This window comes from Microbacterium sp. ZW CA_36 (genome assembly GCF_044987475.1).
GTDB lineage: Bacteria > Actinomycetota > Actinomycetes > Actinomycetales > Microbacteriaceae > Microbacterium.
In genome coordinates, this window is the sequence record NZ_JBJDRL010000081.1 from 1 (window position 1) to 14,532 (window position 14,532).

The following is a 14,532-nucleotide window of genomic DNA, read 5'->3' on the forward strand; positions in this document are numbered from 1 at the left end:
GTGGCGGTGCGGGCGCAGGCGGTGCGGTCAGAGGCGGTGCGGGCGCGGGTGGTGCGGGCGCAGGCGGTGCGGACGGCGAGGGCGCGCACCACGGCGATGACCACGGATCGCTCGGCGACGGCGGAGACGAACGCCCCGGCGGATGATCGCCCGCGACCGCAGGTGACACGAAGAAGGCCGCGTCCGGATGGACGCGGCCTTCTTCGTTCGAAGCGATGCTCAGGACAGCAGCTTCGCCTTCGCTGCGGCGAACTCCTCGTCGGAGAGGATGCCCTGTGCGTGCAGCTGCGCGAGCTGCGTGATCTTGGCCATCATGTCGTCGCCGGCGGCGGGAGCCGCCGGAGCGGCTGGAGCGGCCGGGGTCGCTGCCTGCGCGTTGGCGACAGCCTGAGCGGCGGCGGCATCCATCGCGGCCTGCTGCTGCTGGGCCTCGTACGCCTGCTGCTCCTGCGCGTTGTAGGCCTTCTCCTGCTGGTGGCGCTGAACGCTGCCCGAGACGGCCGTCGCCGTGCCGGCGACGACAGCGGTGCGGGCGGCCATGCCGATCAGACCGGGACGGCCCATTCTTCTCAGTGGCATGTCTTCCTCCTTCAGTCGGCGTTCTCGGCGAGGAACGCGTTGACGATCGGTGCGGGGATGCCCTCGCGCGCGATGACGGCGCCGCCGGCATCGTACAGCGCCGACGCGAAAGCCTTGGCCCACAGCAGCTCGATCACGAGGATGGCTGCGGACGAACCGGGCTCGAGGCTCTCCGCGAGGAACAGGATGTCGTCCTGCCCCGCGAGCCCCGCGAGGTCGAGCGACGGCGCGCCGTCGTCGATCGTGTCGGAGAGCTCGAGGACCTCGAGCTCTCCTTGCGGCGAACGCCGGGCGAAGACGAGGTCGAGCACGTTGACCGTGCCGGAGGCGACGAGGTCGTCGATCGCCTGGAGCACCGCCGGGCCGGGGCGGTCGCCTTCGAACGCGATCGCGTAGAACTCGATGGGGCCGTAATCGAAAGTCGTCATGTCTTCTCCTGTCTCGGGTGCCGGCTAGACAGCCAGCGCCTTGGCCTTGAGGCTGTCGAACTCGGCCTGGGTGATCGCGCCGGAGTCGAGAAGCGACTTCGCCTTGGCGATGTCGTCGGCGGCGCTTGCCCCCGAGCCCGCGGTCTGCCGGATGTACGCGTCCTGAGCGGAGCGCAGCTCCTGTGCTTGCGCGATCGAGCGCTTCTGCATGCCGTTGCCCCGCGCGATCAGGTAGACCAGCGCGGTGAGGAAGGGCACGAAGATCAGGAAGAGGATCCAGACGGCCTTGAGCCAGCCGTTCAGCTTGTCGTCGCGGAAGAGGTCGCCGATGATCGAGAAGATCACCATCAGGTACGCGACGAACACGAAGATCCAGAACATCCAGGCGATGAAATCCCAGAAGCCGCCCATGGATACCAGCTTTCTCGACGGGGTCGACCCGTCGCTGTGCAGTTATGGCCACCGCGTCCCTCGCGGCTGCCCTGGTCGGAGACTACCGCCAAACACGCCGCACGGGCATGACCGATTTTCGAAGCTTTCCTGACCGCTTAGCGGCATCATGTCCCCATGACCGATGAACCTGAGGGCTCCGAAGACGCCGTGGTCCCTGCGGTCGTCGCAGAGCGTCCGCGCCGCTTCTCCAACGTGATGGCGGCGCTCGATCACCCGCTCGCAACGGGCTTCCTCGTGACGATCGGCGTGCTGGCGGCACTCGTGCTCGGCTCGGCGATCGGATCGATCTCGACGATCCTCGTCTACATCGTGCTGGCGATGTTCCTCGCACTCGGGCTCGACCCGATCGTGCGGATGCTCGAGCGCCACAAGGTCAAGCGCGGCGCGGGCATTGCCATCGTGTTCTGCGGATTCGCCCTCGTGGCGGTCGCGTTCTTCGTCTTCGTGCTCCCGCCCGTCATCGCGCAGATCGTGCAGCTGGTCGCGGCCATCCCCGAGGGCGTCGAGAACATCCCGCAGTCTGACTGGTTCGCGCAGCTCACTCCCGACGCACAGACCGCGGTGCTCACGGGTCTGGGCCAGCTCGCCGACTGGATCTCAGCCCCGTCGACCATCGCGATGCTCGGCGGGGGAGTGCTGGCCGTCGGTGTCGGCTTCGTGGCGGGGATCTCGGCGAGCTTCATCGTGATCGCCCTGACCCTCTACTTCCTCGCGTCGCTCTCCGCGGCCAAGCGGGCGCTCTACGACCTGGCACCGGCGCACAGCCGCGTCCGCCTGGCGGACCTCACGGAGCGCATCACCGGCTCCGTGGGCAGCGCGCTGATCGGCTCGGTGATCCTCTCATCACTCAACGCCGCGGCCGTCTTCATCCTGCATGTGGTGATCGGGCTGCCCTTTCCGGCGCTCATGGCGGTGATCGCGTTCGTGATCACCCTCATCCCGCTCTTCGGCTCGGTGATCTTCTGGATCTTCGCCTCGATCATCGCGCTGTTCTCGAGCCCCACCCAGGCCCTCATCTTCTTCATCGCCTACCTGATCTACATCCAGCTCGAGTCGTACGTCATCAGCCCCCGCGTCATGAACAAGGCGATCGCGATCCCCGCCGCCCTGGTGCTGATCGGCGCGCTGGCCGGCGGGGCGCTGGCGGGCGTCGTCGGCGTGCTGGTGGCGCTGCCCGTCATGGCATCGATCCTGCTGATCATCCGCGAGGTCGTCGTCCCCCGCCAGAACCTCAAGGTCTGACCCGCCGCAGCGGACGGATGCCGCGGCCCGCGGCATCCGTGCCCTTCGGGGTATCTCCGGTTCCTCAACTGAGGATGTGCGCCGAAATGAGGGTGCTGTGGCGTTGTTCCTTCCTCACCTCGGCTCTGATCCTCAATTGAGGACCGCGAGAACCGACTTCTGCGGGCGAACGCCCCGTATGCTCCGGCGGCGGCGGCGGCCCGGCTCGAGCTCTGTGGCGCTCAGCGAGCGAGGTGCAGACCCTGCGCGACCGCGTTCATCACCAGCTGCTGCACGCCGGGCCAGTCGTCCATGACCTGGCGATAGCCAACCCTGATGATGTGATAGCCACGGAGGATGAGCTCGGCGTCGTGACGGTTGTCGGAATCACGCTGCGCGCCCACATGGTGGCCGCCGTCGATCTGAAGCACGAGCCGCTGCCCGAGAAGGAAGTCGACGCGATGGCCGTGCAGCCACGCCTGCGGCACGATCCGCACTCGCAGCCAACGAAGTCGGCGCGGCACGATCGTTTCGAGCCCGGAGTCGGCGAACGGAGTGGATTCGCTGAGCAGGTCGCGCGCGATCCGCGGCAGCTTCAGCCGCCCGATCACCTCCCGATCGGCGAGGCCGGTGCGGAAAGCCGACTCCCACGTGGCGAGTGCGTATTCGAAAGGCCGGCACAATGCGATCGAGATGAGAGTGTTCTCGATGCCGTCCTCGAGGGTGTGCGGTGGCCGTGGCACGACCGGTGTGAACCAATGCACCGTCGCCTTCGGAGCGTCCGCGTCGTTCTGTTCGATTCGAACCCCACCCGAGCACGGCGGCGCCGCGACGTGAGGCTTCGTGAAGTCTCCATGGACCCACAGCCCGAGCCGCTCCGCACGCGTGACGCAGCTGAGTGCAACCCCTGCCCGGGCGGCGGCGACCAGGAGTGGGTCGGCATCGGACAGAGCGAGCCAGGATCGCCGGATGCGCACGAGCGCACCGCTCGCGACGGCATCCTTGAGTTCGCGTTTGCTCGTCTGCCGGCCGAGAAGCAGGGACTGGCGAGCGATGCCGTCATGTTCTCGCACCGTGGTCAGCCATGCCGGGTCGGTGGTCGTCTGCACGATTCGAGCCTCGCGCGCGAGCAGGATCGCAGGCAGTGCTCCAGGCCGGATCTGGTGACAGACCGTGTCGGGCAGCGACTGTGGAGGAGGCGTTGGCGCTGGCCACGGCATCCCTCTCACCGAAGCATGAATCGCCGCGAACGATGCGCTGCTCTCGGTCCCGTCCGACGGCATCACCACTTGGGTCCTCAGTTGAGGATCAGCGCCGGGATGCGGGCCGACACCCGCATTCTGTTCCTCAACTCGGCTCGGTTCCTCAAATGAGGGGCACAGCCCACGGCGTGGACGGCCTGCGCGCGACCGGATCGATCGCACTCGAGCTCGACGCCGCCGCTTGTCGCCAGCGTGCCTCGATTGAGGATCAGCGCCGGCTTGCGGGCCGACACCCCGCATTCTGTTCCTCAACTCGGCTCAGTTCCTCAAATGAGGGGTCCTGGACGGATGCCGCGGCCCACGGCATCCGTGATTCTCGGCGTGCCGCGGCCTGAGCAGGAGCGGCGGGTCAGTTCAGCGCGGAGGTGAGGCGCATCAGGCCATCGAGGAACGTGGCCTTCGCAGGCTCGCGCCGCCACTCCTCCAGCGTGAGCTCCCGCCCCGCGTCGCGGTAGCCCTGCTCGACCTCGCGCATGCCGGCGACGAACGACTCGCCGCGCACCAGCAGCGAGACCTCGCTGTTGAGGCTGAACGAGCGGATGTCCATGTTGCTCGAGCCGATCACGGCGATGTCGTCGTCGATCGAGAAGTGCTTCGAGTGCAGGATGAACGGTGCCGGGTAGAGGAAGATCCGCACACCGGCTTCGAGGAGGGCGGTGTAGTACGACCGCTGCGCGTGCCACACCATGAACTGGTCGCCGATCTCGGAGACGAACAGCTGCACTTCGATGCCGCGCTGGCAGGCCGTCGTGATCGCGTAGACCATCGCCTCGTCGGGCACGAAGTACGGGCTCGTCAGGATGACCTTCTCGGTCGCGCCGTAGATGAGCGACAGGAAGAGGCGCAGGTTGTTCTCGGTGTCGTATCCCGGCCCGCTCGGCACGACCTGGCACAGCAGGCCGTCGCGGGCGGTCGCCGGCTCGCCACCGGCGCCGCGCGCCGCCTCGATGGCGGCGGGGGAGAGCTGCTCGGTCGCCGACAGGTCCTCGCCGGTCTCGATGAGCCAGTCCGAGAGGAACACGGCGTTGACCGAGGCGACCACCGGGCCGGTCAGGCGGGTCATGAGCTCCTGCCACTTCAGCCCGCGCTTGATGTTCTTCTCGGAGTCGTAGTCCCGCGAGATGAGGTTCTGCGAGCCCATGAACGCCACACGACCGTCGACGACCACGATCTTGCGGTGGTTGCGCAGGTCGGGGCGCTGGTACTTGCCCTGGAACGGCATCACCGGCAGCATCCACGCCCACTTCACGCCGATGCGGTCCAGTTCCGCCAGCGTCGCCTTGCAGTTGCCGAGCCGGCGGGTCGACACGTAGTCGGCGAGCAGGCGCACGGTGACGCCGCGCGCCACCGCGCGTTCCATGGCGGCGAAGAAGCCGCGCGTCGTGTCGTCCCACGCGACGATGAAGAACTCGACGTGCACGAAGGTCTCCGCCGTGTCGATCTCGGCCGCCATCGCGTCGATCGAGGCCTGGTAGTCGCCGAAGAGCGAGGCGTCGTTGCCCCCTGACGCGGGCAGGGCGGTGAGGGTCTCGTTCTGCTGCACGACGCGCTGGAACCACCGCGGCCAGTCGGCCTCGATCTGCTGCAGCCCGTTCGCGCCCACCCTGTCGCGGATGATCCCGTCGATCCGCGCCTGCTCGGCGCGCCGCTTCGCCGGCAGGCGCACGCTGCCGATCACGAGGTACAGCACCACGCCGATCCCGGGCAGGATCACGATGAGCAGGATCCAGGCCATCGCCGCCGTGGGCTTGCGGCCGCGGGGGATCACGATGAGCGCGGTGATGACGATCGCGGCATGCACGAGGACGGCGAGGGACCAGGACAGATTGGCGAGGAAGGTGGAGTCCACGTCCGTAGTGTGACACCCTTCCGCGGCGGGACACAGCAACGCGACACCGCGCCGGGGCGTCGGCCCGCGCCGGTCGCTGGGTAGATTCGGCTCATGACGACGACCGCGCCCGCCCCGCGTCCGCGCCGGGTGCTGCCGACCCTCGCCGGCTACCGCCGCGAGTGGCTCGTGCCCGACATCGTCGGTGGCCTCTCGGCGGGCGCCGTCGTCGTTCCCCAGGCGATGGCCTACGCGACGATTGCGAACCTCCCCGTCGAGATCGGCCTCTACACCTGCATCGTGCCGATGCTCGTCTACGCACTCCTCGGCGGCAGTCGCGCGATGAGCGTGTCGACCACCTCGACGATCGCGACTCTCACGGCCACCACCCTCGTGTCGGCAGGGGTCGCGGCCGCGGCGGACGATCCGCACGACGCCGTCGGGGCGCTGATGATGCTGACTCTCCTGGTCGGGGCGATCCTCCTGCTCGCACGCCTCCTCACACTCGGCTCGCTCGTCGAGAACATCAGCGGCGCGACCCTGCTCGGCATGAAGATCGGCGTCGGCGCGACCGTCGCCGTCGGCCAGCTGCCGAAGCTGCTGGGTGAGACCTACGATTTCTCCGGCCACGGGTTCCTCCGCTCGCTCGCTGCCGTCGGACAGGCGTTCGGCAGCGTGAACTGGCCGACCATCGCGCTGTCGGCCGGGTCGATCGCGACACTCCTCCTGCTCAAGCGGTTCGCGCCGAAGGTGCCGGGTGCGCTGATCGTCGTCGGGGCCGGCATCCTCCTCGTCGCCTTCGCCGGGCTCGAGGAGGCGGGCGTCGACCTCATCGCGCCGGTTCCCTCCGGCCTGCCCCTCCCAGGCCTCCCGGAGCTGTCGACGCTGCCGGCACTGGTGCCGGGGGCGCTCGCGATCGCCGTGATGGCCTTCCTCGAGTCGGCGGCCGTGGCCCGCGGCATCCGTCGCACCACCGAGCCGCAGATCGACAGCAACCAGGAGCTCATGGCGACCGGCGCCGCCAACGTCGCCGGCGCGTTCTTCTCCACGATGCCGGCGGCCGGCGGGTTCTCGCAGAGCGCCGTCAACCAGAGCGCCGGCGCCAAGACGCAGGTGTCGACTCTCGTCACGGTGGCGCTGGCGGTGCTGGTCGCGCTGTTCCTCGGCCCGGTGCTGAGTCTGCTGCCCCAGGCGACGCTGGCCTCCATGGTGTTCGTCGCGGTGATCGGTCTCATCGACATCCCGGAGCTCGTCCGCTGGGCGCGGATCAGCCCGACCGACTTCTGGATCGCCGTCGTCGTCGCCCTCATCGGGCTGTCGGCCGGTCTGCTCGCCGCCGTGGGTGTCGGGGTCGTCGTGACGCTCGTGCTGGTGCTCCGCGAGCTCAATATCCCGAAGCTCGAGGTGGACGAGCGGCGGGGCGACGCCATCGCGGTGCACCTCCTGCGGGCGCTGTACACCGCCAACGCGCTCGAGAACGAGCAGGCGATCATCCGGCTCGCGACCGACGAGCAGGCGACGGCGGTCGTGCTCGACCTCGAGCGCCAGGACGTCGTGACGATGACGGTCCTCGACATGCTCGCCGACCTCGACCGGGAGCTCGCCGGCCGGGACGTCGTGCTCCACATCGCGGCGCTCCCCGGCTCGGCGGCGAGCATCGCGGGCAAGGACTCCTGGTACGCCGGCCTTCGTGATGCGGGGCGCGCACACGACACCGTCGAGGAAGGGCTGACGGCGGCAGCCGCCTGAGCACTCCGGGGACGAAGAACGGGACGGATGCCTCGGCCGAGGCATCCGTCCCTGCGCTGCTTCTGTCGCTACTGCTTGAGCATCGCGACGGCGAGCTTGTGCTCGTCATCGATCAGGTGGGAGTGGTCGTCGTCGCCGAGGTCGATGCGCACCCACGACAGGGTGCCGCTGAACTCGTTGCCGGTCGCGGCGTAGTCGCCGGACACCGGCGAGGCGAGGTCGCGCCCCACGTCGACGGTCTCATCGAAGGTGAACTGGTACGGCAGCGTGCGCTCGACGCGGCCCTCGCCGATCTTTTCCTCGCCCGCATAGAGGGTGACGGTCCCGCCCTTGCCGAGACCGCCGCCGTCGTACGCGAAGTGGGCACGCAGCTCCTGGGCGCCCGCCGGCACCGCGGCATCCGATCGCACGATGTCGGTCCGGATCCCCAGCAGGTTGTAGGCGAACGCGAGCTTCCCGTCGACCGTGTAGAAGGACCATCCGCCATAGGCGCCGCCCTGGGCGATCACGACGCCGTTCGCGCCGTCCTCGGGCACGTCGGCCGACGCGGTCACCGTCCACGATTTGTTCTTGATGTTGATCGCGCTGTTCTCGCTGAGCCGTCTCATGCCCGGGTAGAACTTCTGCGACGTGCCGAGCACCAGCTGCGGCCGGCCGACGAGGTCGGCGTTGAACCGCTCGGCGGAGCGGATATCCATCGGCAGCACGTTGAACCGCGCCGCCTGGATGAGGAACAGCCGCTGCAGGTGAGCGAGCCTCTCGGGCTCTTCGGCAGCGAGGTCGCGCGACTGGGTCCAGTCCTCCTCGACGTTGTAGAGCTCCCACACGTCCTCGTCGAGCCCGTGCGAGGAGGCCAGCCACGGATCCTTGTGCTTCGCGACGGCCGTCCATCCCTTGTGGAAGATGGCGCGGTTGCCGAGCATCTCGAAGTACTGCGTCTCGTGCTGCTCGGGGGCGTCGGCGTCGCCGAACGTGTAGTTCATCGGCGTACCTTCGTACGGACGCTGGGTGACGCCGTGCACGGTGGACGGCTCCGGGATGCCCGCGGCCTCGAGCACGGTCGGCGCCACGTCGATCACGTGCGAGAACTGGTTGCGGATGCCGCCCTGTTCGACGCCGCCGTTGGGCCAGCTGACGATCGTGCCGTTCCGGGTGCCTCCCCAGTGGGAGGCGACCTGCTTCGTCCACTGGTACGGGGTGTCCATCGCGTGGGCCCAGCCGATCGCATAGTGGTTGTACGAGCTCGGCGTGCCGAGATCGTCGATGTGGGCGGCGACGTACGCCTCGTCCTCGATCTCGTTCATGTGGTTGATCGTGAAGCCCTCGTTGGTGGTGCCGTGCATCGAGCCCTCAGCCGATGCGCCGTTGTCGCCGATGATCACGTAGACGAGGGTGTCGTCGAGCACCTCGAGCTCTTCGAGGGCGTCGAGGAGCCTGCCCACGTGGTGATCGGCGTACGCGAGGAAGCCCGCATAGACCTCCATCTGGCGGGCGAGGGCGGGCTTGATCGCGTCGCTCATCTCGTTCCACGCGGGGATCCCGGCGCTCCGCTCGGTGAGCACCGCGTTCTCGGGGATGACCCCCAGCTCCTTCTGTCGCGCGAACGTCTCTTCCCGCACCGCGTCCCACCCCTGGTCGAACTTCCCCTTGTACTTGTCGGCCCACTCCGTCGGCACGTGGTGCGGCGCGTGCGTCGCACCGGGTGCGAAGTAGGTGAAGAACGGCTTGTCGGGGGCGAGGGACTTCTGCTGGCGCGTCCAGTCGATCGCCTTGTCGGTCATGTCGGCCATGAAGTGGTAGCCCTGCTCGGGCGTTCCCCATGGCTCGACGGGTGAGGTGTTCTCGTAGATCGCGGGGTACCACTGGTTGGTCTCCCCGCCGATGAACCCGTAGAAGTACTCGAAGCCGCCGCCCGGGTGCGGCCAGTGGTCGAACGGCCCGACCGCGCTCGCCTCCCACACGGGCACTTCGTGGCACTTGCCGAACTGCGCCGTGCTGTAGCCGTTGAGCTTGAGGGTCTCCGGCAGTGGAGCGCAGTTGTTCGGCCGCAGCGAGTTATAGCCTGGCGCGCTCGTGGCGATCTCGGTGATCCCACCCATCCCCACGGTGTGGTGGTTGCGTCCCGCGAGCAGAGCGGCACGCGTCGGGGAGCACAGAGCCGTCGTGTGGAACCGGGTGTACTTGAGGCCCCGCGCGGCGACGCGCTCGAAGTTCGGCGTCTGCACCGGGCCGCCGAAGGCGCTCGACGCGCCGAAGCCGGTGTCGTCGATGAGGACGACGAGCACGTTAGGCGCGCCCGCCGGCGGCAGCAGACGTTCGATCGGCGGGTAGTGGGTATCGGGATCGGTGGCGTCGTAGGTGACGGTGCCGGTGTATTCCTGATCGGGGATGGGGAGGATGCTGCGCTGAACGTCGGCCATTCCCCGATGCTGGCCGGGTGGCGGGCCGACGTCAACTTCCGCCGGGACGGAGAGGCGCGCATTCGCGCGGCATCCGTCGTCTGCCTGATCGGGCCCTCGACGCAGGTGCTGTCCTCGTCCGAGACGTAGAAGAAGTGACGACGTGGACCGATGTCGGTCGCGCCTGTCGGCAGGGGGGAACGAGACGTACCGTCCCATCCAAACAGCCGGCGACGCCTCGGGCTAGAGTCGCGTGCATGACCGACCAGCTGCCGTCCTGGCGCGATACGGCGAGCCGCGCCGCGATCCTCGACTTCGTCGCCGCCGTCACCGCCGAAGGCGGTCCCGCGTTCGTGCCCGCGGACGCCCGCGTCGCCGTGTTTGACAACGACGGGACGCTCTGGACCGAGAAGCCCATGCCGACACAGCTCCACTACCTGCTGGAGCAGTGGAAGGCGGCGGCCGCCGCCGATCCGGCACTCGCCGACCGGCAGCCCTATCGTGCCGCCGTGTCGGGCGATCTGGCCTGGCTCGGGGAGGCCATCGACAAGCACTACAGCGGCGACGACTCCGACCTGGGCGCCCTGATCGCCGCGGTGGCGGAGTCGAGCGCCGGTGCCAGCGTCGAGGACTACGAGGCCTCCGTCGCCGCCTTCTATCGCGATGCGCGCCACCTCTCGCTCGGCAGCTCGTACGCCCACACCGTCTACCAGCCGATGGTGGAGCTGATCCGCTTCCTCGAGGCGAACGGCTTCGGCGTCTACATCGTGTCGGGCGGCGACCGGGACTTCATGCGCCCGATGACGCAGGACTACTACGGAATCCCGGCCGAGCGCGTGGTCGGCACCGGGATGGGCCTCGAGTACGACGGGAACGACAACGTGGTCCGGTACACGCCGAAGCTCGCGTTCTTCGACGACGGCCCCGAGAAGCCGGTCCGCATCTGGATGCGCGTAGGGCGGCGGCCGATCCTCGCCGCGGGCAACTCGAACGGCGACATCCCGATGCTGCGGTTCGCACAGGGCAGTCCCCGCAGTCTGAGCGTGCTGATCCACCACGACGACGACACCGGCCGCGGCGATGCGCCGTACGACAAGGGCGCGGAGCAGGCGCTGGAGGCGGCATCCGCCCATGGGTTCACGGTCGTCAGTGTGCGCGACGACTGGGCGCAGGTCTTCCCGAGCGCGTAACGCGTTTCGTCTCGCTCGTTCCTCGCTCGCTCAACGACCGTGAGTCCCGCTTGTTCCTCGCTCGCTCAACGACCGTGAGTCCCGCTCGCCGACGATCCGACTCCCCTCGACAGTGACCTCTTAGCGCAGAGTCAGGCGTCGCTCGCGCAGCGGAACCCGATGTGCGACATGCCGGTGTCCTCCGCCTGGGGCGAGCGCGCGGCGGGCCGGAAGCGCAGGCAGTACTCCGGCGAGCACAGGTGCGATCCGCCCTTGAGCACACGCCGCGGGATGGACGGGAAGCCCTCCTGGGCGCTCGCCGCGGCGAGCAGGTTCGCGCGCTTGCCGGCGTCGACGGGCTTGTCCGACAGGCGCAGGTGCCGCGGGGTGTAGTAGTCGGTGGTCCACTCCCACACGTTGCCGGTCATGTCGTAGAGCCCGTAGCCGTTCGGCGGGTACGAGCCGACCGGCGCCGCGTCGCCCACGCCCTGGTTGTCGTGCGGGAAGCGCCCGAGCCACGAGTTCGCCTGCGCCACGCCCTCGGGGTAGGGCTCGTCGCCCCACGCGAACCGTCGGCCGTCGAGCCCGCCGCGGGCGGCGTACTCGTGCTCGGCCTCGGTCGGCAGACGCAGCCCCGCCCACTCGGCGTAGGCCGCGGCGTCTTCGAAGGCGATGTGGACGACCGGATGCCGCAGCCTGTCGTCGACGGACGACTCGGGTCCGAAAGGCCGACGCCAGCAGGCGCCGGCCTCCCACCGCCACCAGTTGCGCCAGTCGCGCAGGTCGACGGGCCCGGGCGTCGGGGTGAACACCATCGCCCCGGGCGAGAGCGAGGTGACATCGGCGCCCGGGAAGTTCGCGGGGTCGAGCTCGCGCTCGGCGACGGTGACGTAGCCGGTGTCGTCGACGAAGGCGGCGTACTGGGCGTTGGTGACCGCGTACCGGTCGATCCGGAAGGCCGCGACCGCACGATCGTGCACCGGCTGCTCGTCGGGGTAGAACTCGTCCGACCCCATGCGGAAGATACCGCCGTCGAGGAGCACCTGGTCGTGGGTCGGCGAAGTCACGGATCCACCGTAGCTCGGGCGGGAGCGGCCCGGTCTCGGGTCAGAGGCGCGGTCGCCTCGGATCAGAAACTGCCGATGCCCTTGCCGATGATCGCGACGCCGATGACCAGCAGCAGCACGGCCATGATGACCGCGTTCTCCTTCGCGAGCCAGCCGCGCAGCGCGTCGAGCGGGCCCCGCAGCTTCTCGGCGGCGATGAGGTAGCCGACGACGGGCACGAGGACGGTGGATGCCGCGATCACGGTGAAGACCGCGATCACGACCACGATCGAGCCGGCGTCGAGGCCGGCGGCCCCGATGGTCACGCCCGCGCTCGCCGCGAGGAGCAGGTTCTTCGGGTTGACCGCCGACAGCAGGAATCCGAGGCCCAGGGCCTTGGGGAAGGTGATCGTGTCGATCGCCTGCATCCACTTCGGCAGTGCCGGCTCCGCTCCGGCCTTCGGCCGGCCGCGCCACTGCCGCAGCGCGAGGAGCAGCAGCAGGACGCCGAGGACGAGCTGGATGACGCCCTTGATCGGCTGCGATGCGTCCTCGTCCCCCTCGGGGAGCACCGACGACAGCAGGGTGAAGACGGTCACCGCGACCACGATCCCGAGCACCCATCCGAGCAGGAATCCGGTGCCGGTCACCCGCGCCTTCGGGGACAGCAGCATCAGGATGGCCGCGATGATAGGGATCGGGCTGATCGCGACACCGAGGGCGAGCGTGAGGATGTCTCCGATGACGGCGCCCATAGGCGTGGCCTCCTGATGGTCTCGAGCAACGGCGGACGTGGCTACCGTACCGGCCCGCCGCGCTCAGGCGCCGTTGATCCGGTCGCGCCACTCCAGCAGGGGCGCGAGCGGCGAGAGGTCGTAGTCCGGGCCGTCGATCGCCGGGATGATGAGGCGGAAGCCCAGCTCGTACAGGCGGGGTGCGGCATCCGTCTCGAGAAGCGGGCCGAAGCCGCGGATGGTGTAGCCGGTCGACAGCTCGATCTCGGCGGGATCGCGGCCCTCGCGAGCACACCACTCGTGGAGCACCCCGATCTTGCGCGGCATGTCGCCGAGCCGCGTGAACGTGTGCCAGATGTCGGCATGCTGCGCGACCATCCGCAGCGTCTTGCGCTCGCCCTGACCGCCGATGAGGATCGGGATCCGTCGGGTGGGTGCGGGGTTGAGCCGCTCCCAGCGTGAGCGGATGCGCGGCAGGTCGTCGGCGAGGGCGTCCAGGCGTGAGCCGACCGTGCCGAACTCGTAGCCGTACTCGTCGTAGTCGGGCTGCGCCCAGCCCGATCCGGTGCCGAAGATGAGCCGGCCGGTGCCGGTCCCGCGGGCGCTGATGTGGTCGACCGTGCGTGCCATGTCGGCCTGCAGGTCGGGGTTTCGGTAGGAGCTGCAGTTGACGAGGGGACCGAACTCGACGCGCTCCGTCTGCTCGGCCATCGCAGCCAGCACCGTCCACGCTTCGAAGTGCTCGGCATCCATCGGCTCGGTGAGCGGGAAGAAGTGATCCCAGTTGAAGATCGCATCGACGCCGAGATCCTCCGCGCGCAGCACCGCGTCGCGGTACGCGGCATACGAGGCGTGCTGCGGCGCCAGCTGCACGCCGATCCGCAGCGGGCGATGGGCGGCGGGATGCCGGGGCTCGGTCATGTCGGAGTCCGCGTCAGCTCTTCGGTTCGATGCGCAGCACCTCGGGCGACTCGCCGACGGACAGGTCGTCGACGATGCGCAGCGTGCGTGCGAGGTCGTCGACGCTGCCGATCACGGTGCCGAAGCGCTCGCGGTCGGAGCACACCGCGGTCACCGTCACGAAGTGCGTGCCCGTGTCCCATGTGTAGGTCGCGAAGGGCGGTGTGCGCGGGTCGGGCGGCAGCGACAGTTCGAGCTTCTCGCCGACGCCGAGGAACGGGTTGCGGAATGACTCGGTGTCGTCGTACTCCATCGGCATCATCGCCCGCGCGGCGCGCAGGTCGTTCGTCGCCTGCTGCACCTGCGCCATCACGACGACGAGCTCGGCGTCGGCCTTCCAGACCCAGACGAGCACGCGGCCGGCGGCCTTGCGCATGAGGAACGGTGCCGCCTGGCTCATCGCCCAGGCCGCGACGCCGCTGCCCGGGCGAGGACCCGCGGTCGCTGAGGCCGTCGAAGCGCCCATCGCGCTGCCGGCCTGGCCGAGCAGCATCCGTATCGCCGCCTTGCGGTGACGGCGCCCGCGGAAGCCGAGCGACTCGGTCACGGGAACCCAGAGGTTGGGATCGGCATCGGCCTGCAAACGGGGCATGCGACCAGGGTACGTGCCGGGTCCGGCGCGTTCCTGGAGAGCCTCCGGGAAGCCTCGGGTACAGTGGATCCGCGCGGCGACCCGCCCCCCGCCGCCCGCCCGCCGCACAGAC

Annotated in this window: 13 protein-coding genes; 3 read left to right on the forward strand and 10 right to left on the reverse strand. The window is 69.2% G+C overall.

Going from position 1 to position 14,532, the window contains the following annotated elements; translation table 11 throughout:
• Positions 1–219 precede the first annotated feature (219 nt).
• The 3 genes from ACI3KX_RS20085 to ACI3KX_RS20095 are packed head-to-tail and all read right to left on the reverse strand — an operon-like array spanning position 220 to position 1,418.
• Positions 220–564, reverse strand: coding sequence for an SHOCT domain-containing protein (locus tag ACI3KX_RS20085; RefSeq protein ID WP_363355765.1), 345 nt, complete (start codon positions 562–564; stop codon positions 220–222).
• 26 nt (positions 565–590) lie between these two features.
• Complete coding sequence (locus ACI3KX_RS20090; protein WP_404910846.1) at positions 591–1,007, reverse strand: DUF6325 family protein; 417 nt, start codon at positions 1,005–1,007, stop codon at positions 591–593.
• Positions 1,008–1,031: 24 nt separating this feature from the next.
• Positions 1,032–1,418 (reverse strand): SHOCT domain-containing protein, encoded by a 387-nt coding sequence (locus ACI3KX_RS20095; RefSeq protein ID WP_349425583.1) that lies wholly within the window; start codon positions 1,416–1,418, stop codon positions 1,032–1,034.
• A 156-nt stretch (positions 1,419–1,574) separates the two neighbouring features.
• Here ACI3KX_RS20095 and ACI3KX_RS20100 point away from each other — a divergent pair, with 156 nt between their 5' ends.
• Positions 1,575–2,702: an AI-2E family transporter gene (locus ACI3KX_RS20100; protein ID WP_404910847.1), complete on the forward strand. Its 1,128-nt coding sequence runs from the start codon at positions 1,575–1,577 to the stop codon at positions 2,700–2,702.
• A gap of 221 nt (positions 2,703–2,923) precedes the next feature.
• Here the strand turns inward: ACI3KX_RS20100 and ACI3KX_RS20105 are convergent, their stop codons facing one another.
• Positions 2,924–4,105, reverse strand: a complete 1,182-nt coding sequence (locus ACI3KX_RS20105) for an endonuclease domain-containing protein (RefSeq protein WP_404910848.1) — start codon at positions 4,103–4,105, stop codon at positions 2,924–2,926.
• Between the two features lie 187 nt (positions 4,106–4,292).
• Positions 4,293–5,792 (reverse strand): cardiolipin synthase, encoded by a 1,500-nt coding sequence (gene cls / locus ACI3KX_RS20110; protein ID WP_404910849.1) that lies wholly within the window; start codon positions 5,790–5,792, stop codon positions 4,293–4,295.
• A 93-nt stretch (positions 5,793–5,885) separates the two neighbouring features.
• Here cls and ACI3KX_RS20115 point away from each other — a divergent pair, with 93 nt between their 5' ends.
• Entirely contained in the window at positions 5,886–7,520 is a 1,635-nt protein-coding gene (locus ACI3KX_RS20115) for a SulP family inorganic anion transporter (protein WP_404910850.1), read from the forward strand.
• A gap of 68 nt (positions 7,521–7,588) precedes the next feature.
• Here the strand turns inward: ACI3KX_RS20115 and ACI3KX_RS20120 are convergent, their stop codons facing one another.
• Positions 7,589–9,940 carry an arylsulfatase gene (locus ACI3KX_RS20120; RefSeq protein WP_404910851.1) on the reverse strand — a complete coding sequence of 784 codons (2,352 nt, stop codon included), beginning with the start codon at positions 9,938–9,940 and terminating at the stop codon, positions 7,589–7,591.
• A 236-nt stretch (positions 9,941–10,176) separates the two neighbouring features.
• Between ACI3KX_RS20120 and ACI3KX_RS20125 the strand changes: the two genes are divergently transcribed.
• Entirely contained in the window at positions 10,177–11,109 is a 933-nt protein-coding gene (locus ACI3KX_RS20125; RefSeq protein ID WP_404910852.1) for an HAD family hydrolase, read from the forward strand.
• 131 nt (positions 11,110–11,240) lie between these two features.
• Here the strand turns inward: ACI3KX_RS20125 and ACI3KX_RS20130 are convergent, their stop codons facing one another.
• From ACI3KX_RS20130 to ACI3KX_RS20145, 4 genes are all read right to left on the reverse strand, one after another.
• Positions 11,241–12,155: a formylglycine-generating enzyme family protein gene (locus ACI3KX_RS20130; protein WP_404910853.1), complete on the reverse strand. Its 915-nt coding sequence runs from the start codon at positions 12,153–12,155 to the stop codon at positions 11,241–11,243.
• Between the two features lie 62 nt (positions 12,156–12,217).
• Positions 12,218–12,889: a GAP family protein gene (locus tag ACI3KX_RS20135; RefSeq protein WP_363355592.1), complete on the reverse strand. Its 672-nt coding sequence runs from the start codon at positions 12,887–12,889 to the stop codon at positions 12,218–12,220.
• A gap of 63 nt (positions 12,890–12,952) precedes the next feature.
• Positions 12,953–13,789, reverse strand: coding sequence for an LLM class F420-dependent oxidoreductase (locus ACI3KX_RS20140; RefSeq protein WP_363355590.1), 837 nt, complete (start codon positions 13,787–13,789; stop codon positions 12,953–12,955).
• Positions 13,790–13,802: 13 nt separating this feature from the next.
• Positions 13,803–14,420 carry a hypothetical protein gene (locus ACI3KX_RS20145; protein ID WP_404910854.1) on the reverse strand — a complete coding sequence of 206 codons (618 nt, stop codon included), beginning with the start codon at positions 14,418–14,420 and terminating at the stop codon, positions 13,803–13,805.
• Positions 14,421–14,532: the final 112 nt, after the last annotated feature.

What these genes read in the sequence shown, in the direction of transcription:
- ACI3KX_RS20085 (WP_363355765.1), bottom strand. Translation starts at nt 564, where the DNA reads ATGGGCCGTCCCGGTCTGATCGGCATGGCCGCCCGCACCGCTGTCGTC.
- ACI3KX_RS20090 (WP_404910846.1), bottom strand. Translation starts at nt 1,007, where the DNA reads ATGACGACTTTCGATTACGGCCCCATCGAGTTCTACGCGATCGCGTTC.
- ACI3KX_RS20095 (WP_349425583.1), bottom strand. Translation starts at nt 1,418, where the DNA reads ATGGGCGGCTTCTGGGATTTCATCGCCTGGATGTTCTGGATCTTCGTG.
- ACI3KX_RS20100 (WP_404910847.1), top strand. Translation starts at nt 1,575, where the DNA reads ATGACCGATGAACCTGAGGGCTCCGAAGACGCCGTGGTCCCTGCGGTC.
- ACI3KX_RS20115 (WP_404910850.1), top strand. Translation starts at nt 5,886, where the DNA reads ATGACGACGACCGCGCCCGCCCCGCGTCCGCGCCGGGTGCTGCCGACC.
- ACI3KX_RS20120 (WP_404910851.1), bottom strand. Translation starts at nt 9,940, where the DNA reads ATGGCCGACGTTCAGCGCAGCATCCTCCCCATCCCCGATCAGGAATAC.
- ACI3KX_RS20125 (WP_404910852.1), top strand. Translation starts at nt 10,177, where the DNA reads ATGACCGACCAGCTGCCGTCCTGGCGCGATACGGCGAGCCGCGCCGCG.
- ACI3KX_RS20135 (WP_363355592.1), bottom strand. Translation starts at nt 12,889, where the DNA reads ATGGGCGCCGTCATCGGAGACATCCTCACGCTCGCCCTCGGTGTCGCG.
- ACI3KX_RS20140 (WP_363355590.1), bottom strand. Translation starts at nt 13,789, where the DNA reads ATGACCGAGCCCCGGCATCCCGCCGCCCATCGCCCGCTGCGGATCGGC.
- ACI3KX_RS20145 (WP_404910854.1), bottom strand. Translation starts at nt 14,420, where the DNA reads ATGCCCCGTTTGCAGGCCGATGCCGATCCCAACCTCTGGGTTCCCGTG.